The following is a 26,455-nucleotide window of genomic DNA, read 5'->3' as shown; positions in this document are numbered from 1 at the left end:
CTTTTTCAGTTCTGCGACGCAGAGAATTATGCGTACACCGGGAAGCGTGCGCAGATGTCCAGAACTTTACCTTTAACGCGCTCGATAACCGCGTCGTCATTGATGTTGTCCAGAACGTCACACATCCAGCCCGCCAGCTCTTTCACTTCCGCTTCTTTGAAGCCACGGCGAGTCACTGCCGGAGAACCGATACGGATACCGGAGGTCACGAACGGGCTCTTCGGATCGTTTGGCACGCTGTTTTTGTTGACGGTAATGTTGGCGCGGCCGAGGGCTGCGTCAGCTTCTTTACCGGTCAGGTTCTTATCAACCAGGTCCAGCAGGAACAGGTGGTTTTCAGTCCCGCCAGAGACCACTTTGTAGCCACGGTTCAGGAACACTTCCACCATCGCTTTGGCGTTTTTAGCAACCTGCTGCTGATAAACCTTGAACTCTGGCTCCATCGCTTCTTTCAGCGCGACGGCTTTCGCGGCGATAACGTGCATCAGCGGGCCGCCCTGGGCGCTTGGGAACACTGCGGAGTTCAGCTTTTTGTACAGCTCTTCGTCACCGCCTTTCGCCAGGATCAGGCCACCGCGTGGACCCGCCAGGGTTTTGTGGGTGGTGGTGGTCACAACGTGCGCATGTGGAACCGGGTTCGGATAAACGCCTGCCGCAATCAGACCGGCAACGTGCGCCATGTCGACGAACAGGTACGCGCCGATGCTGTCAGCAATTTCACGCATTTTTGCCCAGTCAACGATGCCGGAGTAAGCAGAGAAACCACCGATGATCATCTTCGGCTTGTGCTCTTTGGCCTGCTTCGCCATGTCTTCGTAGTCAATTTTACCGGACTCATCAATACCGTAAGGGATGATGTTGTACAGTTTGCCAGAGAAGTTAACCGGGGAGCCGTGAGTCAGGTGGCCGCCCTGCGCCAGGTTCATACCCAGAACGGTATCGCCCGGCTGCAACAGCGCGGTATAAACAGCGAAGTTAGCCTGAGAGCCAGAGTGCGGCTGGACGTTCGCGTAGTCAGCGCCAAAGAGTTCTTTCGCACGGTCAATCGCCAGCTGCTCAACGATATCAACGTATTCGCAACCGCCGTAGTAGCGCTTGCCCGGATAACCTTCAGCATATTTGTTGGTCAGCTGAGAACCCTGCGCCTGCATTACGCGCGGGCTGGTGTAGTTTTCGGAGGCGATCAGTTCGATGTGCTCTTCCTGACGTACTTTTTCCTGCTCCATAGCCTGCCACAGTTCGGCATCATAATCGGCAATGTTCATTTCACGCTTTAACATCCGCATCTCCTGACTCAGCTAACAAGTAAATTTTTGGCCTGAAAAGGCAGTCCTGTTGGACGACGGGCAACAGTATAACTGAATAGTTCTGCGATAACAGGTCTTGACAAACGATTTTACGCAAACGTTTACCTCCACGCCACGCAAGGGTTTGAGCAATAAAGCTCTCGCCATTTTCAACGGATTTCTTTTCAGCTTTGTGATGCATATTTTTCACGATGCAAAGAACCATTTACATTGCATGGGTATTTTTATAAGATGCATTTAAAATACATCATTAAAGTAACATCAGAAGGAAGCTGCTATGCTCGACGCCCAAACCATCGCTACCGTGAAAGCCACAATCCCCCTGCTGGTTGAAACGGGTCCTAAACTGACCGCCCATTTCTACGATCGCATGTTCGCGCATAACCCGGAGCTCAAAGAGATTTTCAACATGAGCAACCAGCGTAACGGCGATCAGCGCGAAGCGCTGTTTAACGCTATTGCCGCCTATGCCAGCAACATCGAAAACCTGCCGGCTCTGCTGCCTGCGGTGGAAAAAATCGCCCAGAAGCACACGAGCTTCCAGATCAAACCTGAGCAGTACAACATCGTCGGCAGTCACCTGCTGGCAACCCTGGACGAAATGTTCAGCCCGGGCCAGGAAGTGCTGGATGCCTGGGGTAAGGCCTATGGCGTGCTGGCAAACGTATTCATCAACCGTGAAGCGCAGATCTACAGCGAAAACGCCAGCAAGAATGGCGGCTGGGAAGGCACGCGCGCCTTCCGCATCGTTGAGAAAACCCCGCGCAGCGCACTGATCACCAGCTTTGAGTTTGAGCCAGTGGACGGTCAGCCGGTTGCCGATTACCAGCCGGGCCAGTATCTGGGCGTCTGGCTGAAGCCTGAAGGCTTCCCGCACCAGGAGATTCGCCAGTATTCCCTGACCCGCAAGCCAGACGGCAAAGGCTATCGCATTGCGGTTAAACGTGAGGAAGGCGGTCAGGTATCCAACTGGCTGCATAACGAAGCCAGCGTGGGCGACGTGGTCCATCTGGCGGCACCGGCGGGCGATTTCTTTATGGCCGTTGAAACGAATACCCCGGTGACGTTGATCTCCGCAGGCGTAGGTCAGACGCCAATGCTGGCGATGCTGGATACGCTGGCGAAAGCAAACCACAGCGCGCAGGTTAACTGGTTCCACGCGGCGGAGAACGGTGATGTGCACGCCTTTGCGGATGAAGTCAAAGCGCTCGGAGCGACCCTGCCGCGTTTCACCGCGCATACCTGGTATCGCCTGCCGACGGAGGCAGACCGCGCAGCGGCTCGTTTCGACAGCGAAGGCCTGATGAATTTAGGGCAGCATGAAGGGGCGTTCAGCGCACCGGGGATGCAGTTCTACGTTTGTGGGCCAGTAGCGTTTATGCAGTATGCCGCGAAGCAGCTGGTAGACCTGGGCGTGAATAAAGACAACATTCATTACGAATGTTTCGGCCCGCATAAAGTGCTGTAATCGCCCGGCGGCGCTGCGCTTGCACGGGCCTACGAAGGGTTTTTTAGGCCGGGTACGCGCAGCGCCACCCGGCAAGAATGTTAAATCGCCGCGTCGTCTTCTTCGCCGGTACGGATACGGATCACGCGCGCCACGTCAAAGACGAAGATTTTCCCGTCGCCAATTTTACCGGTCTGCGCCGTGCGGATGATGGTATCCACACAGGTATCGACGATATCATCGCTCACCACGATCTCGATTTTCACTTTCGGCAGAAAGTCCACCATGTACTCTGCGCCACGGTATAGCTCGGTGTGGCCCTTCTGACGACCAAAACCTTTCACTTCAGTTACGGTCATCCCGGTGATGCCTACTTCTGCCAGCGCTTCACGTACATCATCCAGTTTGAAAGGTTTAATAATCGCATCAATCTTTTTCATGGTGGGTCCTTAAACTCTTGCCAGTAAGCAGCCTCGTAATCGGTTGCTCACAGTATCATATTCAGGCGAATTTTGCGGTATTACTCTTTAAAATCGTTCGCTTCCAGCTCGTGACGTGAGAGCAATTTATAAAACTCGGTACGGTTACGCCCGGCCATGCGCGCCGCGTGGGTCACGTTGCCTTTGGTGATTTGCAGCAGCTTGCGCAGATAGTTCAGCTCGAACTGGTTTCGCGCTTCCGCAAACGTCGGTAAGGCCGTGTTTTCCCCCTCGAGCGCCTGCTCCACCAGCGCATCGCTGATCACCGGTGATGAAGTCAGCGCCACGCACTGCTCAATCACGTTCACCAGCTGGCGTACGTTGCCCGGCCAGCTTGCGGTCATCAGGCGTTTCATCGCATCGGTGGAGAACGCGCGCACGAATGGTTTGTGGCGGTCAGCGGCCTGGCGCAAAAGGTGATTTGCCAGCAGCGGGATATCTTCCGCACGCTCGGCCAGCGCCGGGATTTTCAGGTTGACGACATTCAGTCGATAGTAAAGATCTTCACGGAACTCGTTGCGCGCCATCACCTTGGGTAAATCGCGATGGGTAGCGGAAATAATACGCACGTTGATATCGATATCGCGGTTGCTGCCAAGCGGACGCACTTTTCGCTCCTGCAACACGCGCAGCAGTTTGACCTGCAACGGCGCGGGCATATCGCCAATTTCATCAAGAAACAGCGTGCCCCCCTCAGCCGCCTGGAACAGCCCTTCACGGCTGCTCACCGCGCCGGTAAAGGCGCCGCGGGCATGGCCGAAGAGCTCAGACTCAAGCAGCTGTTCCGGCAGCGCGCCACAGTTGATGGCAATAAAGGCATTTTTACTGCGCGGGCTGGCGTTGTGGATCGCCTGGGCCAGGATCTCTTTCCCGGTCCCGCTCTGGCCGTTGATCAGCACGCTAACGTCGGATTGCGCCACCATCCGCGCCTGTTCCAGCAGGCGCAGCATCACAGGGCTACGCGTCACGATGGATTCACGCCAGGCGTCGTCGCCGGATGGCGCCGCATGCTCAAGGGCGCTGTCGATTGCTTTATAGAGGGCGTCTTTATCCACTGGTTTGGTGAGGAAGCTGAATACCCCCTGCTGCGTCGCGGCCACCGCATCAGGAATAGATCCGTGAGCGGTGAGGATAATCACCGGCATCCCGGGCTGCTGCTTCTGGATCTCCGTGAACAGTTGCAGGCCATCCATTTCATCCATGCGCAAATCACTGATCACCAGATCGATTTTCTCGCGGCTGAGCACTTTCAGCCCCTCCTGCCCGCTTTCAGCGGTGACCACGCTGTAGCCTTCGCTGACCAGACGCATTCCCAGCAGCTTTAACAGCCCGGGATCGTCATCCACCAGTAACAGATGGGCAGGTTTACGGCTTGTCATGGCTTCACATCCTCTTGTTTCGGCGTCTCACTGTCTGGCGTCGTGGCAGAGTTGCCTTTCGACCCATCGGGCAGATAGCTGCCTGCCGGCTTACGCGTCGAGAGCTGTCTTTCGATATCGGTCAGATTTTCGAGCTTGCGGGTGGTGGTTTCCAGCTGCTCGCGCAGCGACTCCTGCTGCTGGCGAAGCGCATCAAGCTCGCTGTCGCTCGACTGCTGCAATTTACTGTAGCGGAAACGCTCTTCAGACAGCTGTAATTGCAGGGTTTGTCCATCCCGCCAGAGCTGATAGACCGGGCGCACCTGCGGGGGAATATTGATCACGTAAGTATCCAGCCGCGTCACGTTGGCGCGGCGTTCGACAGGCGTGATTCTGGCATCCGCCATCACGATCCCACGTTTAAACGCGTCCTGCCAGGTATCGTCCACCAGCATCGCCGCATGGGCACGGGCCTCGGCGGGCGCCAGCCGCTGGGCGCAGTCTATTCCGCGCAGCCAGAACAGCGGATTGGATTCAACATCACGCCCCGACAGGTTCCAGATATCATCGCAACGTGTTGAAAGGAAATCGGCCAGCTGTTTTTGCGGCCATTTATCTTCCTGTTTGTGGCTAATTGCACTTTTCGGCGCATGGGTTACACAGCCGGCCAGCAGTAAGCAGGGCAGGCTCAGGCGCACATTTTTGCTGGAAAACACCGCGCGCAGTGCGCGGTAAAAGACGTGTGACATACTCACCAGGTTGTTATTCATTTCATTGATTTTTCCGGCTCAAGAGGCAGTTCGATACGAAAACAGACATCGGCGCGTTCATCACTCACGATGTTAAGCTCACCCTGCATGCGTCGTATGCAGTCGCGGGCAATACTCAGCCCCAGACCACTTCCTTTTACCGCACCTTTTCGCTGATGACTCCCCTGGAAGAAGGGCTCAAAGATCATCGTTTTTTCATCATCCGGAATCGGGCTTCCCGTATTCGCTACGTCAATAAATACCCGCGAACCGTTGTTATTGCTTCTGATATAAATGGTACCGGATTCAGTACCATAGTGCACCGCATTGGAATAAAGATTATCCAGTACGCTCATTAACAACATCGGCTCTGCCAGGCAGGAAGGTGCATTGAGATCCACCTGGGTATGCATCATTTTAGCTCTTGCTGGCAGGCTATGGGCGGAGATCACCATGTCCACCAGCGGTTCAATCTCAACGCTTTCAAGCACCACAGCACCATCCGCCAGCTTGCGGTTATAGTCCAGCAGTTGTTCAATAAGTTTTTGTAAATTGCGGCTACTGGCATCCAGAATCGCCACGATCTCTTTTTGCTCAGGGGTTAACGGCCCCGCTACTTCGTCTGCCAGCAGCTCCGTGCCTTCACGCATACTGGCCAGCGGTGTTTTGAGTTCGTGTGAGATATGGCGCAGGAACTGATGACGCTGCGATTCCAGCCACGCCAGGCGTTCAGAAAGCCAGATGATACGCTGACCGACCGAGCGCAGCTCGCGCGGGCCTTTAAAAACAACCGTATCCCCGAGAGATTTGCCCTCCCCCAGGCGGTTAATCATCCGCTGGATCCCCTTTACGGGGCCGATAATCATGCGGGTAAAGAGCAGTACCAGCCCAAGGCTGACGAGGAACAGCACCAGCGCCTGCCAGCCGAAGAACTGGCCGCGCTCGGCAATCTCCTGCTGGAGTTGCTGGCCACGGGAAAAGATAACCGTACGGGTGGACTGCACCATCTCCGTATTGGCGTTCGCGAAGGCTTCAAGTCGGGCGGCGGCGGCGGCATCAGGACCGCTGTTTTTGCACTGGAGCTGCGCCAGATCGTTCAGATCCTGACGCAGCGCCTGATAGAGTTTGTCATCCGGCAAGACCCCGGCATGGGCATCCAGCATTTCGCTGTAGCGTTTACGCTGGTTCTGATAGACCCTCTCCAGCGTGCGGTCGTCCAGCACGCAGTACTGGCGATAGCTACGCTCCATCTCCAGCGCGGCGTTGGTCATTGCCTCGCTACGGCGGGCATCAATAAGCGTGGTGCGGTTAGTCAGGGCCGCCTGGGCACTTAACGCATTCAGGCTTTGCCATGCCTGCCACGCCAGAACCAGCAAAGGTAGCAGGATCAGCAGGAAGGCCATCATAACGAGCTGTCGCAGGGAGCGAGGGAAAGCGGGCCAGCGTTTCAACACATTACTCTCATCATCCGGGTTTGAGGAGAGCGTAACTGAGTCTGCCCTTCAGATACAACAAAGCCGGGTAAAAACCCGGCTTTGTCATGGAATAAGGCGGTGCCTAACTCGACGTTTCGCCCTGGCCTGATAAAGCATTGCAATAATCAGTAGTTGGACGGCAGGCACCTTTTTGTGCGTCATTCGAAATTTATGTAGCACGTCCCGAAGGGGCTGACATAAGAAGGTGAATGAGCCACTGGTTACTATAATGCAACGCGCGTGCCAGATTGCAAAAATTGATACTATCCTTATGATTAATAATCGTTTTATTATTAAAATGCATTGATTGTCAGGTGAATGATTCCCAGGCTAAGTGTCGCTATTAAGCAACACCTTAACGGGAACCCGTCCTGACATATATAAATCAATAAGTTAAATGTCTCTTATTGGAGACACTCAACCCAGAGGATTGTCGCGATTTTGCGACAGGTACAAAAAAGCCCGGTGGCGCTCGCGCTTACCGGGCCTACAGTCAGGGCGTTGAAACTTAACCCAGTTGTTTACGCGCGTTGCGGAAAATGCGCATCCACGGGCTGTCCTCGCCCCAGTTTTCCGGGTGCCAGGAGTTGCTCACGGTACGGAAGACACGTTCCGGGTGCGGCATCATGATCGTCACCCGACCGCTTTCGCTGGTGACGGCGGTAATGCCATTTGCCGAACCGTTCGGGTTAGCCGGATAGGTTTCGGTGACCTTGCCGAAGTTATCAACAAAGCGCAGCGCCACCAGTCCTTTGCTTTCAAGCTGAGCCAGGTGCGCCGCATCACGCACTTCAACCTGACCTTCACCGTGCGAAACCGCGATTGGCATCTGTGAACCGACCATTCCCTGCAACAGCAGAGACGGGCTTTGGGTCACTTCTACCAGGCTGAAGCGCGCTTCGAAGCGGTCAGACTGGTTACGCACAAAGCGCGGCCAGGCTTCGCTGCCCGGGATCAGCTCGCGCAGGTTAGACATCATCTGACAGCCGTTACACACGCCCAGCGCCAGCGTCTGCGGACGGTGGAAGAAGGTTTCGAACTCGTCACGCACGCGGCTGTTGAACAGAATAGACTTCGCCCAGCCTTCGCCCGCGCCCAGCACGTCACCGTAGGAGAACCCCCCGCAGGCGACCAGCGCCTGGAAATCATCGAGCCCGGTACGCCCGGCCAGCAGGTCGCTCATGTGGACGTCGATAGCGTCAAAGCCCGCCCGGTGGAAGGCCGCCGCCATCTCAACGTGGGAGTTAACGCCCTGCTCGCGCAGCACGGCTACTTTCGGACGCGCACCGGTCGCAATGTACGGCGCGGCAATGTCTTCGTTAATGTCGAAGCTGAGCTTCACGTTCAGGCCAGGATCGTTGTCGTTCGCCTTCGCGTTGTGTTCCTGATCGGCGCATTCCGGATTGTCACGCAGGCGCTGCATCTGCCAGGTGGTTTCCGCCCACCACATACGCAGCGTGGTGCGGCTTTCGCTGAACACCGCGTGGCCGTCGGCTTCAATCACGAAGCGGTCGCCCTGCACCGCTTTACCGAGATAGTGTACGCAGTCTGCCAGACCGTGCTGCGCCAGAATCGCTTCCACCGCGTCGCGATCTGCGGCGCGTACCTGAATGACCGCGCCAAGCTCTTCGTTAAACAGCGCCGCCAGGCGGTCTTCGCCAAGCGTTGCAATGTTTGCTTCAACGCCGCAGTGACCGGTGAAGGCCATCTCTGCCAGTGTCACCAGCAGGCCACCATCGGAACGGTCGTGGTAGGCCAGCAGCTTACGCTGCGCCACCAGCGCCTGAATTGCGTCGTAGAAGCCTTTCAGCTGAGCGACGTCGCGCACGTCGGCTGGCTTATCGCCGAGCTGGCGGTAAACCTGCGCCAGCGCGGTGGCGCCCAGTGCGTTATGGCCTTTGCCGAGGTCAATCAACAGCAGGGCGTTATCTTCAGTGGAAAGCTGCGGCGTAACGGTATGACGCACGTCTTCCACGCGCGCAAACGCGGTGATCACCAGCGACAGCGGAGAGGTCATCTCGCGCTGCTCGTTACCTTCCTGCCAGCGGGTTTTCATCGACATGGAGTCTTTACCCACCGGAATGGTCAGGCCGAGCGCAGGACACAGCTCTTCACCCACCGCTTTCACCGCTTCGTACAGGCCGGCATCTTCGCCCGGGTGACCGGCAGCGGCCATCCAGTTCGCGGAAAGTTTGATACGTTTGATATCGCCAATCTGCGTCGCGGCGATGTTGGTCAGCGCTTCACCGACCGCCAGACGGGCAGAAGCGGCGAAGTCCAGCAGCGCCACTGGCGTGCGTTCGCCCAGCGCCATCGCTTCGCCGTAGTAGCTGTCGAGGCTCGCGGTGGTCACAGCGCAGTTAGCGACCGGGATCTGCCACGGGCCGACCATCTGATCGCGCGACACCATACCGGTCACGGTACGGTCGCCGATGGTCACCAGGAAGGTTTTCTCTGCCACGGCAGGCAGGTGCAGCACGCGGTTAACCGCTTCTGCCACGGTGATGCCCTGGCGATCCAGCGCTTTGCCCGCCGCTTTGCGAGTCTGCACGTCGCGGGTCATCTTCGGCGTTTTGCCGAGCAGCACGTCCAGCGGCAGATCGATCGGCTGGTTGTCAAAGTGGGTGTCGCTTAAGGAAAGGTGCTGCTCTTCGGTCGCTTCACCGATGACCGCATACGGCGCGCGCTCGCGGCGGCACAGCTCGTCAAACAGCGGCAGCTGATCGGCGGCAACCGCCAGCACGTAGCGCTCCTGGGATTCGTTACACCAGATTTCCAGCGGGCTCATGCCCGGCTCATCGCTCAGGATATCGCGCAGGTTGAAGCGTCCGCCGCGACCGCCGTCGCTCACCAGCTCAGGCATGGCGTTAGAGAGTCCACCCGCGCCCACGTCGTGGATGAACAGAATCGGGTTGGCATCGCCGAGCTGCCAGCAGCGGTCGATCACTTCCTGACAACGGCGCTCCATTTCCGGGTTGTCGCGCTGCACGGACGCGAAGTCGAGATCCGCATCAGACTGGCCGGAAGCCATAGACGAGGCTGCCCCGCCGCCCAGACCGATGTTCATTGCCGGGCCGCCGAGCACGATCAGCTTCGCGCCGACGACGATCTCGCCTTTCTGCACATGATCGGCGCGAATGTTGCCGATCCCGCCCGCCAGCATGATCGGTTTGTGGTAGCCGCGCAGCTCTTCGCCGTTGTGGCTGTCCACTTTCTCTTCGTAGGTACGGAAGTAACCGTTCAGCGCCGGACGACCAAATTCGTTGTTGAACGCCGCGCCGCCCAGCGGGCCTTCGGTCATGATATCCAGCGCGGTGACAATGCGCTCTGGCTTGCCGAAGTCTTCTTCCCACGGCTGCTCAAAGCCCGGAATACGCAGGTTGGAAACGGAGAAACCGACCAGACCCGCTTTTGGTTTCGCGCCGCGACCGGTCGCACCTTCGTCACGGATTTCACCGCCGGAGCCGGTCGCTGCACCCGGCCACGGGGAGATCGCCGTCGGGTGGTTGTGGGTTTCCACTTTCATCAGGATATGCGCAGGCTCCTGGTGGAAGTCATAGCGCCCCGCTTCGCGGTCGGCGAAGAAGCGGCCCACCTCGGAACCTTCCATCACCGCGGCGTTGTCTTTATAGGCAGACAGCACGTGGTCAGGGGTTTGCTCCATGGTGTTTTTGATCATTTTGAACAGCGACTTCGGCTGCTGTTCGCCGTCGATAATCCAGTCGGCGTTGAAAATCTTGTGGCGGCAGTGCTCGGAGTTGGCTTGCGCGAACATATACAGTTCGATGTCGTTCGGGTTGCGATTCAGCTTAACGAATGCATCCTGAAGGTAGTCGATTTCATCTTCTGCGAGCGCCAGACCAAGACGCAGGTTTGCGTCGATCAGCGCCTGACGCCCCTGCCCCAGCAAATCCACGCTCTGTACCGGCGCAGGCTGATGGTGGGAGAACAGTTTCTGCGCATCATCCAGAGAATCAAACACGCTCTCCATCATGCGGTCGTGCAGCTCTGCGGCAACCACCTGCCACTGCGCGTCGCTCAGGGTTGACGCTTCCACATAGTACGCCACACCGCGCTCCAGACGGTTAATCTGGCTCAGGCCGCAGTTGTGAGCGATGTCGGTGGCTTTGGAAGACCAGGGGGAGATGGTGCCAGGGCGTGGCGTGGCGAGGATTAATTTGCCGGTCGGCGTATGGCTGCTCAGGCTTGGGCCATATTTAAGCAGGCGTTCCAGCTGTACGCGCTCCTCTGCATTCAGGGGGGCGTTCAGGTCAGCAAAATGGACATACTCAGCGTAAATATTGCTTACCGGAAGGTCGGCCGCCTGAAAACGTGCCAGCAGTTTGTTAATACGGAAGGCAGACAGTGCAGGCGAACCACGCAGAATTTCCATCATAAGTCTCTCGTCTTCGAAGCGCCGGGGCGCTTACAGTGTGCGCAAGGGGGGAAAACGGGCGTCATTATAGAGAATCCTGAGCGCCGACGAAACCGTTTGCGTCGAAATAAAATCATCCTTTATGTTTAACAATAGATGTGACCTGTCTCTCTAATTGGTTGCCAACTGGCGCTACTTTGCGCAAAATGCCGCTCAATCAATGGCAAACTCTACTCTTAACATGACTACAGCACACTGAGGCAACCGGCGTCGCAGAGAATTAACTAATTGAAAAAATTAAAGATTAATTATCTGCTCATCGGCATTGTTACGTTGCTGCTGGCAGTGGCCCTCTGGCCGTCTATCCCCTGGTTCGGCAAGGCCGAAAACCGTATCGCCGCCATTCAGGAGCGGGGGGAGTTGCGCGTCAGTACCCTCTCCTCCCCGCTTATTTACGACGATATCAACGGTAAAACCATCGGTCTTGATTACGAACTGGCACAGCTGTTTGCGGACTATCTGGGCGTGAAGCTGAAAGTTACCGTGCGGCAGAACATCAACCAGCTGTTTGATGATTTGGACCATGACCGTGCCGATATTCTCGCCGCAGGTCTGGTGTACAACAGCGAACGCAGCAAAAACTATCAACCGGGCCCGACCTATTACTCCGTGTCGCAGCAGGTGGTTTATCGTGTGGGTAGCCTGCGCCCACGCTCACTGGCCGACATCACCGACCAGCAATTGACCATTGCGCCAGGCCATGTGGTGATTGACGATCTGCGGGCGTTGAAAGAGAAAAAATACCCTAACCTCAGCTGGACGGTCGATCCTAAACTCGGCACGACTGAATTGCTGGAGCAGGTAAAAGATAAAAAGCTGGCCTATACCATTGCTGATTCGGTGGCGATCAGCCTTTTCCAGCGCGTTCATCCTGAAATCGCCGTGGCGCTGGATGTGACCGACGAACAGCCGGTGACCTGGTTTACCCAGCTAGACGACGATCAAACCGTCTCTGCGGCTATGCTCGATTTCTTTAATTCCATCAATGAAGACGGCACCCTGGCGCGCCTGGAAGAGAAATATCTCGGTCACGGGGACGATTTTGATTACGTTGACACCCGCACTTTCCTGCGCGCGGTGGACAGCGTGCTGCCGGACCTGCAACCGCTGTTTGAGAAGTACGCCGAGGAGATTGACTGGAAGCTGCTGGCGGCAATTTCCTACCAGGAATCGCACTGGGATGCTCAGGCCACCTCCCCCACGGGCGTGCGTGGGTTGATGATGCTGACCAAAAATACCGCCCAGAGCCTCGGCATCAGCGACCGGACCGATGCGGAACAGAGCATCAGCGGCGGCGCGCAGTATTTACAGGATATGATGGCGAAAGTGCCGGAGACGGTCCCGGAAGGGGAGCGTATCTGGTTTGCGCTGGCCGCCTATAACATGGGTTATGCGCACATGCTCGACGCGCGGGCGCTGACGGCGAAAACCAAAGGTAACCCGGACAGCTGGTCAGATGTAAAACAGCGCCTGCCGCTGCTTAGCCAGAAACAGTGGTACCAGAAGCTGACGTACGGCTATGCGCGCGGGCATGAAGCGTATGCCTACGTGGAAAATATTCGTAAGTACCAGATAAGCCTGGTGGGATATCTGCTGGAGAAAGAAAAAGAGGCAGCCGAGGCGCAACAGCTGGCTGAAAGCTATCCGGTGGTCGCACCGGACGAGCTTAATCATCCTGCGGTTTCAATTCTGCCTTTTGTTGCTTTTTCTGCTGCCGACGCATTCGAAAAAAGTCACTTAACAGACCCGAACATTCTGGTGCAAGTACCCCGCCGATAGTTTTCACCTGGTGGTTCATCCCCGGATGCCCAAGTACGTCCATCAGTGAACCAGCAGCGCCCGTCTTTTCATCCCGCGCGCCAAACACCAGCGTACCGATTCGGCTGTGCACCATCGCCCCGGAGCACATTACGCACGGCTCAAGGGTGACATACAGGGTGGTATCAAGCAGACGATAGTTTTGCAGCACCAGTCCGCCCTGACGCAGCGCCATAATTTCAGCATGCGCGGTAGGATCGTGACGGCCAATCGGACGGTTCCATCCTTCCCCAATCACCTGATTGTTATGGACCAGTACCGCGCCCACGGGCACTTCGCCCTCTTCCCAGGCGCGCTGAGCCAGCGCCAGCGCATGGCGCATCCAGTATTCATGATTGTGTTCAGGGTTGGACAAGGGCTGATACTCCAGTCGAAAAGCGGGCGGCATTATACACAGCCGGTACAGATAAGACTATTCGAGTTGCTGAAGTTCGCCCAGAGGCGTGACGCGCCAGCGATGCTGGCAAAAATAGAGCAGCGGGTTGTCCTGCTTGCTGTCGCTGTAGCCGCTGTACAGACGCAGCGGCGTACCGATGCGTTTCTCCAGCTGCACCACTTTTTCATGTCCGAGGCAGCGCATAGTCAGCACCCAGCCGCCGTAGCCGCGCGCGATTTGTGTCGCGATAAGATTCACGCGCGGCAGCCAGGGCGTATCAAAATAGACATGCTCCACCAGCGTCTGCGGGGAGCCGGTAATCAGCCAGATATCGGCATCGTTGGCGTCGAGATAGCTGGTCAGGCGCGCCTGTACCACGGGAAACGCGGCGACGTGCCCGCGAAACCAGTGCGCAAAATCCTGTTCGAGCTGCTTAAGGCGCGCTTCGCTATGACCAAACGTGCATCCCCAGAGCAGCAGGCTCATCGGCCAGCGCGCTGCACGGCCTTTCACCAGCAGCGCGATACCAATAACGGGTAACAGGGGTAATACCAGCAACGCGTTAAGGGGCTGGCGCCGCAGCAGGTAGCGCATAAAGGTGCCGAACATATCCTGCTGATGCAGCGTTCCATCCAGATCAAAAAAGACAACGCGACGCTCGTGACTGGCCAAACCTTACTCCTCTGGGTCGTTGAATCCTAACAGCCAGGTAAACAGGAACCCGGCGATCACCGCTACCAGATAGCCTAACAGATAGAGCATCACTTTTCCGGTCACGATGGTTAATGCCAGCGGTAAACCGGAGATCCCGAAGGTAATGACGGTCGCCACTTTCCAGTAGCTGATTAACGCCCCGCCCACCGCGCCACCGAGGCAGGCGGCCAGGAACGGCTTACCCAGTGGCAAGGTCACGCCGAAAATCAACGGTTCGCCGATACCGAGTAACCCGACCGGCAGCGCCCCTTTAATGACCTTTTTCAGACGCGCGTTGCGGGTTTTCATCAGCACCGCGATGGCCGCGCCGACCTGCCCAACGCCCGCCATCGACAGGATCGGCAGCAGTGCGTTATAGCCGTGCGCCTGTACCAGTTCGACGTGGATCGGCACCAGCCCCTGATGCAGACCGGTCAGCACTAACGGCAGGAAGGTCCCGGACAGCACGGCCCCCACCAGCAGCCCGCCGCGATCGATCGCCAGAGACGCGCCGTGGGCGATGGCTTCAGAGATCGCGCCGCCTAACGGTTGTAGCGCCACAATCGCCACGCTCCCGGTAATCAATGTGGTCAGCAGCGGGTTGAGGATCAGCTCAATCGAGCCTGGCAGCAACGCGCGCAGCTTTTTCTCGATCCAGCACATCAGAATGACCACCAGCAGCACGGCAATCACCCCACCGCGGCCTGGCTGAAGCGCCTCGCCAAACAGCGTAATCTGCGCCAGCTGCGGGCTGGAGAGGATACCCGCCATTACGCCGCCCATCGCCAGCGAGCCGCCGAACACTTTGGCCGTGTTTACCCCCACCAGAATGTTCATGATGGCAAACACCGCGCTGCCGAAAATCGCCAGAATACCCAGCAGGTTCGGATACTGGGTGGCGAAATTCCCGACAATATCCGGACGCTTGAGGATATTGATAATCCCGGTGATCAGCCCCGATGCGATAAACGCCGGGATCAGAGGAATAAAGACGTTTGCCAGCTGGCGCAGCGCATCGCTCATGGGGGCTTTGTATTTGGCTTTCGCCTGCGCTTTGGTGCGTTCCGCGTCGTCAAAGGCGGGAGCCGTTTCACTGCCCGTCATCAGGGCGCGCATGGCATCAACCACCTGCGCCGCTTTGCCCGGACCGACAATCAGCTGGTGCTGTTGCCCCTGTTTAACGTACCCGCTCACGCCGGGGAGCTGCTTCAGGCGCGTTAAATCAAGCTTTTCGTCGTTGTGCACCTCGACGCGTACACGCGTCATGCAGTTTTCCAGACGCTGAATATTTTTTTCCCCACCGATCCCAAGCAGGATGTCGCTGGCGAGCGCTGCTGTTTTGTCCATACACGCCTCTTATTGGTGTTCTAATGCCGCCCGTAAAAACCCGTGATGGGCTTCGAGCCTGGCTCTGGCCGCGGCTGCATCCAGCCCGGTTAATATCATCAGAATGGCGGGTTTGACGTCGTAATCGGTCTGTTTGAGTACCGCTTCCGCCTCTTCCCGACCTGCCCCTGTCGCCTCTATCACCATGCGGCAGGCTCTGTCCACCAGCTTGACGTTGGTGGCCTGCATATCCACCATCAGGTTTTGGTAGACCTTGCCGAATTTCACCATCGCGCCGGTGGAGATCATATTGAGCACCAGCTTCTGCGCGGTTCCCGATTTCAGGCGCGTGGAGCCGGTGAGCGCTTCCGGCCCGACGACCGGAGAGATGGCAATGGCAGCCACCTGCGCAATCGGCGAACCCGGGTTACAGGAGATGGCCACCGTGGTACATCCCGTCTGTCTGGCGTATTCCAGCCCACCAATGACGTACGGCGTACGACCAGAAGCCGCCAGCCCGACGACCAGATCCTGCGCGGTCAGGTTCAGCGCCCTGAGATCGTCTTCCCCAAGCTGTTTATTGTCTTCTGCCCCTTCCACCGCTTTCAGCAGCGCGCCGGGGCCACCGGCAATCAGGCCAACGACCAGACCATGCGGAACGCCAAAGGTCGGGGGACACTCTGAGGCATCCAGCACACCGAGGCGCCCACTGGTACCCGCCCCCATGTAAATAATGCGTCCTCCTGCTTTCAGAGCGTCGGCAGCGGCGTCTACGGCTTTCGCCACCTCGGGCAATGTCTCTTTGACTGCCAGCGCGACGAGGGTATCCTGTTGATTAAAGCGGTTTACCAGCTCCAGCGTGGACAGTGCATCAAGATCCATGGTTTGCGGGTTACGCGTTTCAGAAACAAGAGAGCCTAGATTCATGTTATTTACCTCTGGAATTTTTAATTCATAATAAACGCACTATAATGGAATATAAAATTCATTCAGGCGAGCAAAATTCGTATTTGCGCGGGTAATCACATTTTCGCCAGGAGACCGTATGAACTGTTTAATTCGTATTCGCCAGCGCTACGCAGGGTTTGCCCAGAGTGACAAAAAGCTGGCGGATTATTTACTTTCCCAGCCCGATCGCGCGCGACACCTCAGCTCCCAGCAGCTGGCAGGCGAAGCCGGGGTGAGCCAGTCGAGCGTGGTGAAATTTGCCCAGAAGATAGGCTATAAAGGCTTTCCGGCGCTAAAACTGGCGATCAGTGAAGCACTGGTAAGCAACCCTAATCCGCAGTCAATGCCGGTGCATAACCAGATCCGCGGCGACGATCCGATGCGTCTGGTCGGCGAAAAGCTGATCAAAGAGAACGTGGCGGCAATGCATGCCACGCTGGATGTGAACACGGAAGAGAAGCTGCTGGAAAGCGTAGCCATGCTTCGCGACGCGCGGCGTATTGTGTTGACCGGGATCGGCGCCTCCGGACTGGTTGCGCGTAACTTTGGCTGGAAGCTGACAAAAATCGGCTATAACGCCATCGTTGAACAGGATATGCACGCGCTGCTGGCGACCGTGCAGGCCATGGATCCTGACGATTTACTGCTGGCCATCTCCTATTCCGGCGAGCGTCGTGAAATTAATATGGCTACCGACGAAGCCCTGCGCGTAGGAGGAAAAATTCTGGCGATTACTGGCTTCAGCCCGAATGCGCTCCAGCAGCGGGCCACCCGCTGTCTGTATACCATTGCCGAGGAACAGGCCACTCGCAGTGCGGCGATTTCGTCGACGAGTGCGCAGATGATGCTGACGGACCTGCTGTTTATGGCGCTGGTTCAGCAGGATCTGGAGCGTGCGCCAGAGCGTATTCGTCACAGCGAAGAGCTGGTAAAAAAACTGGTCTGAACAACGAATGAGCGTATAATGCCCGCCCTGTTTGTGATGTTTCTGAGAATTTCATGATGGCGCTGTTAATCACCAAAAAATGCATCAACTGCGATATGTGCGAACCCGAATGCCCGAACGAGGCGATTTCGATGGGCGACAGCATTTATGAGATTAACAGCGACCGCTGCACCGAATGCATCGGCCACTATGAGACGCCGACCTGCCAGAAGGTGTGCCCCATTCCCAATACGATCTTAAAAGATCCGGCACACGTCGAGAACGAAGAACAGCTGTGGGATAAGTTTGTCCTGATGCACCATGCGGACAAAATTTAACTCTCGATGATCACCGTCGCACAGGCGTAGTGGCGTTCATCTGCAAGCGTTACGTGCATGTGCGCCACGCCCAGCTTTTCCGCCAGCTTAAGCGCCTCGCCCCATAAACGCAGACGTGGCTTACCCAGCTCATCGTTAAACACTTCAAACTGGTTAAACGCCAGGCCGTTACGAATGCCCGTGCCGAACGCTTTCGCCGCCGCCTCTTTTACCGCGAAACGCTTTGCCAGAAAGCGCACCGGCTGTTGATGCGCCTCCCAGATAGCCCATTCGTTATCGCTCAGCACGCGTCTTGCGAGGCGATCGCCGCTCCGGGCGATCACCGCTTCAATGCGGGCTATTTCAACGATGTCGGTGCCTAAGCCCAGAATAGCCATTACTGACGCGCTTCCAGCATCAGGCGCTTCATCTCGGAAACCGCTTCTTTCAGACCGCTCATCACCGCGCGGCCAATGATGGCGTGGCCGATGTTCAGCTCGTGCATTTCCGGCAGGGCAGCGATGGCTTTTACGTTGTGATAGGTCAGGCCGTGACCGGCGTTAACCTTCAGTCCCAGGCTCGCGGCGTAGGTTGCCGCTTTGGCGATTCGCTCCAGCTCTTTCGCCTGCGCTGCATCGTTTTCGGCATCGGCATAGCAGCCGGTGTGAATTTCAATATACGGCGCACCCACGTCGGCAGCGGCTTTAATCTGGGTGAAATCGGCGTCGATAAACAGAGAAACCAGGATACCGGCATCCGCCAGGCGTTTGCAGGCATCGCGCATTTTGTCGAGCTGCCCGGCCACATCCAGACCGCCTTCGGTGGTCACTTCCTGACGCTTTTCCGGCACCAGGCAGCAGAAATGCGGTTTGGTCTCGCAGGCAATCGCCAGCATCTCTTCGGTGACCGCCATCTCCAGATTCATGCGGGTGTCCAGCGTCTGACGCAGGATGCGCACGTCCCGGTCGGTGATGTGGCGACGATCTTCACGCAGGTGAACGGTAATGCCGTCGGCGCCAGCCTGCTCAGCGATAAACGCCGCCTGAACAGGATCGGGATACGCGGTACCGCGTGCATTACGTAACGTGGCGATGTGATCGATGTTGACGCCTAAAAGTAATTCAGCCATGACAATCCTCGGTATTTTTGTTCATTTACCTTCTCCCTCTCCCTCCGGGAGAGGGCTGGGGTGAGGGGTAAAACATTAGCGTTTCGGCATAAACTGCCTGAATAATTCGCGGCTCTTTAAAGGTTTGCCCCCAAGATACGGCTTGAGCGCAATTCGGGTAAAGCGTTTTGCCGCACGCAGAGTGTCGGCGTCCGGGAACTCGCGTTCATACAGTGCTCTGAGCTGGCGCCCGGTAAAGGTGCTGTTATCGACGACGACACTGGCAATAAAGCCCTTTTCCTCACGATAGCGATAGGTCATGGTGTCTTCTACCTCGTCTCCGCTTCCCGCACAGTGCAGAAAATCGACGCCGTAACCAAGGTGCCCGAGCAGCGCCAGTTCGAAACGACGCAGAACAGGCTCAGGGGTGCCGGTTGCGCCAGCAAGTGCCTGAATACAGTGCAGGTAATCAAAGAAAAGTTCAGAGAAGCGGGTCTCATGTTCAAGAACCCGTGAGATGAGTTCGTTAACATACAAACCGCTGTAGAGCGTGATACCAGAAAGAGGAAGCGCCAGGGAGACGGCTTCAGCACTGCGCAGGGTTTTGACTTCCCCTCGCCCGCCAAAGCGGACCAGCAGCGGGGTGAAAGGCTGCAAGGCACCTTTCAGATTAGAACGTCTGGAACGTGCGCCTTTGGCAACAAGGCGCACGCGACCGGACTCTTCCGTGAAGACGTCCAGCATCAGGCTGGTTTCGCTCCAGGGACGACTATGCAGGACAAAGGCGCGCTGCCATCCATCCATATGCTCGTCGTCTTAGGTTACTGATCTTCGCCGTAACCGAGGCTGCGCAGCGCACGCTCATCATCGGCCCAGCCAGATTTCACTTTCACCCACAGTTCCAGGTGAACCGGTGCTTCAAACATGTCCTGCATGTCTTTACGGGCTTCGATTCCGATAGTTTTGATCTTGGCGCCTTTATTGCCGATCACCATCTTCTTCTGCCCTTCACGCTCAACGAGGATCAGACCGTTAATATCGTAGCCGCCACGCTCGTTGCTCTGGAAACGCTCGATCTCCACCGTCACAGAGTACGGCAGTTCAGCGCCCAGGAAACGCATCAGCTTCTCACGGATGATTTCAGACGCCATAAAACGCTGAGAGCGATCGGTGATGTAGTCTTCCGGGAAGTGATGAGTCGCTTCCGGCAGATGCTTGCGCACGATACCCGCGATGGTATCAACGTTCAGACCCGTTTCCGCAGACAGCGGGACGATGTCCAGGAAGTTCATCTGGCTGCCCAGCCATTGCAGGTGCGGCAGCAGATCGGCTTTTTCCTGCACGTTGTCCACTTTATTGACTGCGAGGATCACCGGCGTTTTGCCGTCGCGCAGCTTGTTCAGGACCATTTCGTCGTCCGGCGTCCAGCGGGTGCCTTCCACAACGAAAATCACCAGCTCTACGTCGCCAATGGAGCTGCTCGCCGCCTTGTTCATCAGACGGTTGATGGCGCGCTTCTCTTCCATGTGCAGGCCCGGTGTATCGACGTAGATCGCCTGATACGCGCCTTCAGTATGGATACCGACGATGCGGTGACGCGTGGTCTGCGCCTTACGCGAGGTGATAGAAATCTTCTGCCCAAGCAGATTATTCAGCAGGGTGGATTTGCCAACGTTCGGACGTCCGACGATGGCAATAAATCCGCAATAGGTTTTGTCGATGCTCATTCCAGCTCCAGCATTTTTAACGCCTGTTCGGCGGCAGCCTGTTCAGCCTTACGACGGCTTGAACCCGTGCCGACCACCGGTTCACTCAGGCCACTGACCTGGCAATGGATGGTAAATTCCTGATCGTGGGCTTCGCCACGCACCTGCACCACCAGATAGGATGGCAGCGGCAGATGACGACCCTGCAAATATTCTTGCAGACGCGTTTTAGGATCTTTTTGTTTATCGCCCGGGCTGATTTCGTCCAGGCGGGTCTGATACCAGTTAAGGATCAGCTTTTCTACGGTCTGGATATCGCTGTCCAGGAACACGCCACCGATCAATGCCTCGACCGTATCGGCAAGGATGGATTCACGACGGAAACCACCACTTTTCAGCTCACCTGGCCCCAGACGCAGGCATTCACCCAGCTCAAATTCGCGTGCGATTTCAGCGAGGGTATTGCCGCGCACCAGCGTGGCGCGCATGCGGCTCATATCACCTTCGTCCACACGCGGAAAACGATGATAAAGCGCATTTGCAATCACGAAACTTAAAATAGAGTCGCCTAAAAACTCGAGACGCTCATTATGTTTGCTGCTGGCACTGCGATGGGTTAATGCCTGTTGCAACAACTCCTGATGATGAAAAGTGTAGCCCAGCTTCCGTTGAAGCCGATTAATTACGATGGGGTTCATGCGATACCAATAAATGAATGCGTCAAAAATGCAGCACACGAAACCGACCTGAGAAAACCAACGCGGTTTCGTGTGCCGTGGCACCCTTGCAGGGCCAACCTTAAACTTCGGGGGAATATTCTATACACAACGACAGGGGATGTCGTTAGTTCAAAGAGATTTATCGCTGAAATAATTCACGTAGCGGCGAATAAAAGCCGCTACGTGTTATTTTTGGCGAAAATTAATGAATTCCGCCAATACGATTCAGGCGAACGCCGGTCGGCCACTCGCCTTCCTGCTTCTCAAAACTCATCCAGATAGCGGTTGCTTTACCGACCAGATTCGCTTCCGGCACAAAGCCCCAGTAACGGCTGTCCGCAGAGTTATCGCGGTTGTCACCCATCATGAAGTAGTGTCCCGGCGGCACAATCCAGGTCGCCAGCTGTTGGCCTGGCTGCTGGTAGTACATTGCCAGCTGATCCTGTGCGATGGGCACGGTCAGAATGCGGTGAGTAACATCGCCCAGCGTCTCTTTGCGTTCAACCAGACGAATGCCATTCTCTTTGGTTTCACCTTTTGGCACCTGGAAGAATCCGCTGGTCGCTTCACCGCCGTTACGGCGGGCGAAGGTCTGCACAAAATCAGCTGGCTCAACGTTGGAGTAAGTGACTGGCAGCGCATTTTCACATGCGGTGCCAGAGCTACAGCCTGGCTGAATGGTCACCTCTTTCGCCACCGGATCGTAGGTCACTTTATCGCCCGGCAGACCTACCGCGCGTTTAATATAATCCAGCCGCGGATCTTCCGGATATTTAAACACCACGATGTCGCCACGTTTCGGATGACCCGTTTCGATCAGCGTTTTCTGGTAGATCGGATCTTTGATGCCATAGGCAAACTTTTCAACCAGAATGAAATCACCGATCAGCAGCGTTGGCATCATCGATCCTGACGGGATCTGGAACGGTTCATAGATAAATGAACGCACCACCAGCACAATCGCCAGCACCGGGAATACCGATGCCCCTGTCTCCAGCCATCCCGGTTTTGGGCCGACTTTTTTCAGGGTTTTCGCGTCCAGCGCATCGCCCGTGGCTGCCTGCGCGGCAGCCTGACGTTCACGGCGTTTTGGGGCGAAGATAAACTTATCCAGGCACCACAACAGACCTGTCACCAGGGTAGCGATGACCAGGATCAGGGCAAACATGTTCGCCATGCCAACTCCTTAAGGTTATTTACCGTTACCGTCTTTACCAACATGAAGGATGGCAAGGAATGCTTCCTGCGGCAGCTCAACGTTACCGACCTGCTTCATACGCTTCTTACCTTCTTTCTGCTTCTGCAACAGCTTTTTCTTACGGCTGACGTCGCCGCCGTAGCACTTAGCCAGAACGTTTTTACGCAGCTGCTTCACGGTTGAACGGGCAATGATGTGGTTACCAATGGCCGCCTGAATCGCAATGTCAAACTGCTGACGCGGGATCAGATCTTTCATCTTCTCAACCAGCTCACGACCACGGTACGGTGCGTTATCGTTGTGGGTGATCAGCGCCAGCGCATCCACACGCTCACCGTTGATCAGCACGTCCACACGAACCATGTTCGAGGCCTGGAAGCGTTTGAAGTTGTAGTCCAGCGACGCATAGCCACGGGAGGTAGACTTCAGACGGTCGAAGAAGTCGAGCACCACTTCTGCCATCGGAATTTCATAGGTCAGCGCCACCTGGTTACCGTGGTAAACCATGTTGGTCTGCACGCCACGCTTCTCAATACACAGGGTGATCACGTTACCGAGGAACTCCTGCGGCAGCAGCATGTGACACTCTGCAATAGGCTCGCGCAGTTCCTGAATATTATTCAGCGGCGGGAGCTTGGACGGGCTGTCGACGTAGATCACCTCTTTCGATGTGGTTTCTACTTCGTAGACAACCGTCGGGGCGGTGGTGATCAGATCCAGATCGTATTCACGCTCCAGACGTTCCTGAATGATCTCCATGTGCAGCAGACCGAGGAAGCCACAGCGGAAGCCAAAGCCCAGCGCCGTTGAGCTTTCTGGCTCGTAGAACAGGGAGGCATCGTTGAGGCTCAGCTTTCCGAGCGCATCGCGGAAGTTTTCGTAATCGTCAGAGCTGACCGGGAACAGACCCGCATAAACCTGCGGTTTCACCTTTTTGAAGCCTGGCAGCGCTTTATCTGCCGGGTTACGTGCACCGGTCAGGGTATCACCCACCGGCGCGCCGAGGATGTCTTTAATGGCACAGACCAGCCAGCCCACTTCGCCGCATTTCAGTTCGGTACGGTCAACCTGTTTTGGCGTGAAGATGCCCAGACGGTCAGCGTTGTAGACCTGGCCGGTGCTCATGACCTTGATTTTGTCGCCTTTACGCATTGTGCCGTTTTTAATACGCACCAGCGAGACAACGCCGAGGTAGTTATCAAACCAGGAGTCGATGATCAGCGCCTGTAGCGGCGCATCCGGGTCGCCTTCCGGCGGCGGAATATCACGCACCAGACGTTCCAGTACGTCCGGAACACCGACACCGGTTTTCGCCGAGCAGCGCACTGCATCGGTCGCATCAATACCGACGATGTCTTCAATCTCTTCCGCTACGCGCTCAGGATCGGCGGCTGGCAGGTCGATTTTATTCAGAACCGGCACCACTTCGAGATCCATTTCCATGGCGGTGTAGCAGTTTGCCAGCGTCTGGGCCTCTACGCCCTGCCCGGCATCCACCACCAGCAGCGCGCCTTCGCAGGCCGCCAGCGAGCGTGACACTTCATAAGAGAAGTCAACGTGCCCTGGGGTGTCGATAAAGTTCAGCTGATAGGTTTCACCATCGGAAGCTTTATAGTCGAGCGTCACGCTCTGCGCTTTGATGGTAATACCGCGTTCGCGTTCCAGGTCCATGGAGTCCAGAACCTGGGCTGCCATTTCACGATCAGACAGGCCACCGCAAATCTGGATAATACGGTCAGACAGCGTCGACTTACCGTGGTCAATGTGAGCAATGATCGAAAAGTTACGTATGTTCTTCATATAGTTAAATAATTATGCCTTACGAATTCCTGGAGGCCGCTGTTCTTAGCCTGACGTTTTTCAGTGCGAAAACGCAGCATTCTACACTACATCCTCGTCAGCTGGAAATGCACTTAGAGCCAGGTATAGCGCGAAGAGACGGCGTTTTCTTTATTGCGATGTAAATAATAATAAAGCCCGGCAGATTACCGGGCCTCAGAAGAGAGCGTCTCAACACGAAGTTGGTCGGGTGCCAGTGCAACGCTGAGGATAACGGGCTGCCACGCTTCCCGGGCGGCAAGCCTTGGGGAAACGCCTTTAGCAAGCCAGAACCCGCCCACGCCGCCCAAAGCGGCACCGCACATGGCGGCCAAATCTGTGCCGAACAGCATCTGGAAAACCCCGCCCATCACGAACAGACCTGCCAGCGGAGAAAGGTAAACCAGCATGGCGGAAGTGAGCAGGCTACCTTCAGCGATGCCCAGCTCCACTTTTTGCCCTGCCACCAGCGGCTGATCGCTCGGCACAGCAATAGTGTGCGACGTTTGCGGCCCCAGCTTATTCAACACGCGGCTGCCGCAACCGGCTCGCGAAGCGCAGCTGCTGCATGATGCTTTAACGTCACAGCTGACAAGCGCTACGCCATCCTGCCAGGATACGACCGTGGCCCACTCTTTAATCATTGCGCAGCCCTGAATTTAATGCTGTCTGAAATACGTTTTGCCGTTGGCGGCGGTAATTCACCGACAATGGTAATTTCCGCATTATCGCGCACCGTCGTGCTGACCGTCCGGCGACCGGTACGGAGCATCTGTTCGGAACTGTTCGCCGTAGCGCGATTGATATTCACCGAGAAGCTAAACAGCCCATCGGAATAGAGTCGCGACTCAACCGGTGTTTCGATGGTTGGGAGCTGGCGACGGCTGCTGGAAACTTCGCTGAACCCTTGCGGGATCCAGGATGGTACCCAGTTAAAATTGACAGAATCGCCGGCAGGCACGGAAAGCAAAGGCGGCAGGCTGGCTTTGGCCAGATTCTGCATGCTGTTGCCAACCTGACTGTTCACATCGAAGGAGATCACGCGGAACTGCTCCAGCGTCTCACCGTCGCGATCGAGCAGATCAACGCGCATCGGCAGCTTCGTCTCTGCGTCAATCCAGACGATATAGCTGTAACGTGTCCCATCCCGCGCAACAACGCGGATCACTTCGCACAGCCTGTCGGCAATACGCGTTCGTCCCACCGAGATAAAATCATAGTAGGGGGCGAGACGTTTAAAATCGGTGTAAATGAGCGACGGCAGGGAGTCAACGATGTAGTCACCATTGAGCGTAAACGGCTCAAGGCCAGGCTCGAAATAGCTGATTTCGTTCCCACGCTGGACCACTTCCCGACGCGGGCCATCCATCTGTAAAAGCTGGGCGAGCGGCTGGTTATCAAGGCGGGCGTGGCGATAGCGTAACGATTCGACACCCTGCTTATTGATGCTGATAAATGCCAACTCGTAATTGAGTGACTGGCTGGCCAGATTCATTTGCTGCAACAACGCCCCGGATGAAACATCAGCCGAGGCGTTAGCAGAGAAGAACAGGCTACCCGCCATCAAAGACATGGCGAACCAAAGTTGCTTCATTACTGCGATTGCGTTCCTAAAGTTTGGTTTCCTGGCACCTGCACAGCAGCCTGCTGGGTTTGGGCCTGCTCAAACTGAAGCTGCTCGGAGTGCAGACGGCGCTGCAACTCGTAATCCTGCAACATCGCATTAATGCGACGGCGCTGCTCCTGTACCTGCTGTTGCTGTCCGCCGCTTGCGGAGGCATCTGCCGGTACGCCCAGGCTAACCGGGCTGGCTTTACCCATCATCGGCAGCGTATTGAACACTGGCGCTTCAGGCTGCTGATTGGCTTCAGACTGAGTATTATAGTGCTGGACCCCAACGATAACTGCAAGCGATACGCACGCAGCGACCCCCATTTGGGTGAGCTGGCTGGCCCATGGACGCACCTTGTGCCAGAACGGCATTTTCTGCCATTGGTGAGGTGCAGGCTGCGCTTCAGGAATCAGCGGCGTGGTCTGATGAACAGGTTCGTTCTCAATGGCCGCCATAACGCGTGCTGAGATATCGAAATGGAGAACCTCGCTGGTATCACCGCGCAGAGAGTCGCGGATGAGATGATAGCTCTCCCAGGTCTGTTGCATTTCGGGAGAATGAGACAACTCATCGAGCAGCTCATTATCCAGCGTTTCACCATCCATTAAAGCGGAAAGTTTTTCTTTCTGCATGCCTAATAC

The 26,455-nt window shown here is 56.4% G+C and carries 24 protein-coding genes; 4 read left to right on the top strand and 20 right to left on the bottom strand.

Going from position 1 to position 26,455, the window contains the following annotated elements; genetic code table 11:
- Positions 1-26: 26 nt before the first annotated feature.
- Complete coding sequence (gene glyA, locus H2Z33_RS14800; protein ID WP_003860678.1) at positions 27-1,280, bottom strand: serine hydroxymethyltransferase; 1,254 nt, start codon at positions 1,278-1,280, stop codon at positions 27-29.
- A gap of 304 nt (positions 1,281-1,584) precedes the next feature.
- Between glyA and hmpA the strand changes: the two genes are divergently transcribed.
- Positions 1,585-2,775: an NO-inducible flavohemoprotein gene (gene hmpA / locus H2Z33_RS14795; protein WP_017383546.1), complete on the top strand. Its 1,191-nt coding sequence runs from the start codon at positions 1,585-1,587 to the stop codon at positions 2,773-2,775.
- A gap of 80 nt (positions 2,776-2,855) precedes the next feature.
- On the opposite strand, the gene glnB is transcribed toward hmpA, so the two are convergent.
- The 5 genes from glnB to purL form a co-directional block, all read right to left on the bottom strand.
- Positions 2,856-3,194, bottom strand: a complete 339-nt coding sequence (glnB, locus tag H2Z33_RS14790) for a nitrogen regulatory protein P-II (RefSeq protein ID WP_003860685.1) — start codon at positions 3,192-3,194, stop codon at positions 2,856-2,858.
- 80 nt (positions 3,195-3,274) lie between these two features.
- Positions 3,275-4,612 (bottom strand): two-component system response regulator GlrR, encoded by a 1,338-nt coding sequence (gene glrR, locus H2Z33_RS14785; RefSeq protein ID WP_015572150.1) that lies wholly within the window; start codon positions 4,610-4,612, stop codon positions 3,275-3,277.
- Positions 4,609-5,361: a two-component system QseEF-associated lipoprotein QseG gene (qseG, locus tag H2Z33_RS14780; RefSeq protein ID WP_047062469.1), complete on the bottom strand. Its 753-nt coding sequence runs from the start codon at positions 5,359-5,361 to the stop codon at positions 4,609-4,611. Before qseG ends, glrR begins: the two co-directional genes overlap by 4 nt.
- Positions 5,358-6,791: a two component system sensor histidine kinase QseE/GlrK gene (gene qseE, locus H2Z33_RS14775; RefSeq protein WP_003860691.1), complete on the bottom strand. Its 1,434-nt coding sequence runs from the start codon at positions 6,789-6,791 to the stop codon at positions 5,358-5,360. The genes qseG and qseE overlap by 4 nt, the downstream gene beginning before the upstream one ends.
- A gap of 532 nt (positions 6,792-7,323) precedes the next feature.
- A complete protein-coding gene (gene purL, locus H2Z33_RS14770) occupies positions 7,324-11,211 on the bottom strand; it encodes a phosphoribosylformylglycinamidine synthase (protein ID WP_023295163.1) in 3,888 nt (1,295 codons plus the stop codon).
- A gap of 267 nt (positions 11,212-11,478) precedes the next feature.
- On the opposite strand from purL, the gene mltF reads away from it, so the two are divergent.
- Positions 11,479-13,029: a membrane-bound lytic murein transglycosylase MltF gene (gene mltF, locus H2Z33_RS14765; RefSeq protein WP_017383549.1), complete on the top strand. Its 1,551-nt coding sequence runs from the start codon at positions 11,479-11,481 to the stop codon at positions 13,027-13,029.
- Here the strand turns inward: mltF and tadA are convergent.
- Genes tadA through murQ form a run of 4 tightly spaced genes read right to left on the bottom strand, consistent with a single transcriptional unit; the run spans position 12,917 to position 16,390 of the window.
- Positions 12,917-13,456 (bottom strand): tRNA adenosine(34) deaminase TadA, encoded by a 540-nt coding sequence (gene tadA / locus H2Z33_RS14760; RefSeq protein WP_022649032.1) that lies wholly within the window; start codon positions 13,454-13,456, stop codon positions 12,917-12,919. The genes mltF and tadA overlap by 113 nt on opposite strands.
- A gap of 24 nt (positions 13,457-13,480) precedes the next feature.
- Positions 13,481-14,116 carry a phosphatidylglycerophosphatase C gene (gene yfhb, locus H2Z33_RS14755; protein WP_017383550.1) on the bottom strand — a complete coding sequence of 212 codons (636 nt, stop codon included), beginning with the start codon at positions 14,114-14,116 and terminating at the stop codon, positions 13,481-13,483.
- A gap of 3 nt (positions 14,117-14,119) precedes the next feature.
- Positions 14,120-15,484 carry a PTS transporter subunit EIIC gene (locus H2Z33_RS14750; protein WP_015572146.1) on the bottom strand — a complete coding sequence of 455 codons (1,365 nt, stop codon included), beginning with the start codon at positions 15,482-15,484 and terminating at the stop codon, positions 14,120-14,122.
- 9 nt (positions 15,485-15,493) lie between these two features.
- Positions 15,494-16,390, bottom strand: a complete 897-nt coding sequence (gene murQ / locus H2Z33_RS14745; RefSeq protein WP_015572145.1) for an N-acetylmuramic acid 6-phosphate etherase — start codon at positions 16,388-16,390, stop codon at positions 15,494-15,496.
- A 118-nt stretch (positions 16,391-16,508) separates the two neighbouring features.
- Between murQ and H2Z33_RS14740 the strand changes: the two genes are divergently transcribed.
- Both H2Z33_RS14740 and H2Z33_RS14735 read left to right on the top strand, forming a co-directional pair.
- Positions 16,509-17,357 carry a MurR/RpiR family transcriptional regulator gene (locus H2Z33_RS14740; protein WP_003860702.1) on the top strand — a complete coding sequence of 283 codons (849 nt, stop codon included), beginning with the start codon at positions 16,509-16,511 and terminating at the stop codon, positions 17,355-17,357.
- Between the two features lie 56 nt (positions 17,358-17,413).
- Positions 17,414-17,674, top strand: coding sequence for a YfhL family 4Fe-4S dicluster ferredoxin (locus H2Z33_RS14735; RefSeq protein WP_003860704.1), 261 nt, complete (start codon positions 17,414-17,416; stop codon positions 17,672-17,674).
- Here H2Z33_RS14735 and acpS read toward each other — a convergent pair.
- From acpS to rseA, 10 genes are all read right to left on the bottom strand, one after another.
- The gene (acpS, locus tag H2Z33_RS14730; RefSeq protein ID WP_015572144.1) at positions 17,671-18,051 is read right to left on the bottom strand and encodes a holo-ACP synthase; all 381 of its coding nucleotides are present in this window, start codon (positions 18,049-18,051) and stop codon (positions 17,671-17,673) included. The two genes, H2Z33_RS14735 and acpS, sit on opposite strands and share 4 nt — an antisense overlap.
- Positions 18,051-18,782, bottom strand: coding sequence for a pyridoxine 5'-phosphate synthase (gene pdxJ, locus H2Z33_RS14725; RefSeq protein WP_015572143.1), 732 nt, complete (start codon positions 18,780-18,782; stop codon positions 18,051-18,053). Before pdxJ ends, acpS begins: the two co-directional genes overlap by 1 nt.
- Positions 18,783-18,857: 75 nt before the next feature.
- Positions 18,858-19,565, bottom strand: a complete 708-nt coding sequence (gene recO / locus H2Z33_RS14720) for a DNA repair protein RecO (protein WP_015572142.1) — start codon at positions 19,563-19,565, stop codon at positions 18,858-18,860.
- Positions 19,566-19,582: 17 nt separating this feature from the next.
- Entirely contained in the window at positions 19,583-20,488 is a 906-nt protein-coding gene (gene era, locus H2Z33_RS14715; RefSeq protein ID WP_003860709.1) for a GTPase Era, read from the bottom strand.
- Complete coding sequence (gene rnc, locus H2Z33_RS14710) at positions 20,485-21,165, bottom strand: ribonuclease III (protein ID WP_003860711.1); 681 nt, start codon at positions 21,163-21,165, stop codon at positions 20,485-20,487. The genes era and rnc overlap by 4 nt, the downstream gene beginning before the upstream one ends.
- Before the next feature lie 223 nt (positions 21,166-21,388).
- Positions 21,389-22,363, bottom strand: coding sequence for a signal peptidase I (gene lepB, locus H2Z33_RS14705; RefSeq protein ID WP_006811565.1), 975 nt, complete (start codon positions 22,361-22,363; stop codon positions 21,389-21,391).
- Positions 22,364-22,378: 15 nt separating this feature from the next.
- Positions 22,379-24,184, bottom strand: coding sequence for a translation elongation factor 4 (lepA, locus tag H2Z33_RS14700; protein ID WP_003860714.1), 1,806 nt, complete (start codon positions 24,182-24,184; stop codon positions 22,379-22,381).
- 185 nt (positions 24,185-24,369) lie between these two features.
- The gene (gene rseC, locus H2Z33_RS14695; RefSeq protein WP_006811609.1) at positions 24,370-24,846 is read right to left on the bottom strand and encodes a SoxR-reducing system protein RseC; all 477 of its coding nucleotides are present in this window, start codon (positions 24,844-24,846) and stop codon (positions 24,370-24,372) included.
- On the bottom strand, positions 24,843-25,796 hold the full coding sequence (gene rseB, locus H2Z33_RS14690) for a sigma-E factor regulatory protein RseB (protein WP_003860717.1): 954 nt from the start codon (positions 25,794-25,796) through the stop codon (positions 24,843-24,845). Before rseB ends, rseC begins: the two co-directional genes overlap by 4 nt.
- Positions 25,796-26,446 (bottom strand): anti-sigma-E factor RseA, encoded by a 651-nt coding sequence (rseA, locus tag H2Z33_RS14685; RefSeq protein ID WP_015572138.1) that lies wholly within the window; start codon positions 26,444-26,446, stop codon positions 25,796-25,798. The genes rseB and rseA overlap by 1 nt, the downstream gene beginning before the upstream one ends.
- Positions 26,447-26,455: the final 9 nt, after the last annotated feature.

This window comes from Enterobacter sp. YSU (assembly GCF_016082135.1).
GTDB classification, from domain to species: Bacteria; Pseudomonadota; Gammaproteobacteria; order Enterobacterales; family Enterobacteriaceae; genus Enterobacter; species Enterobacter hormaechei_C.
This window is presented reverse-complemented; position numbering and strand designations above follow the sequence as displayed.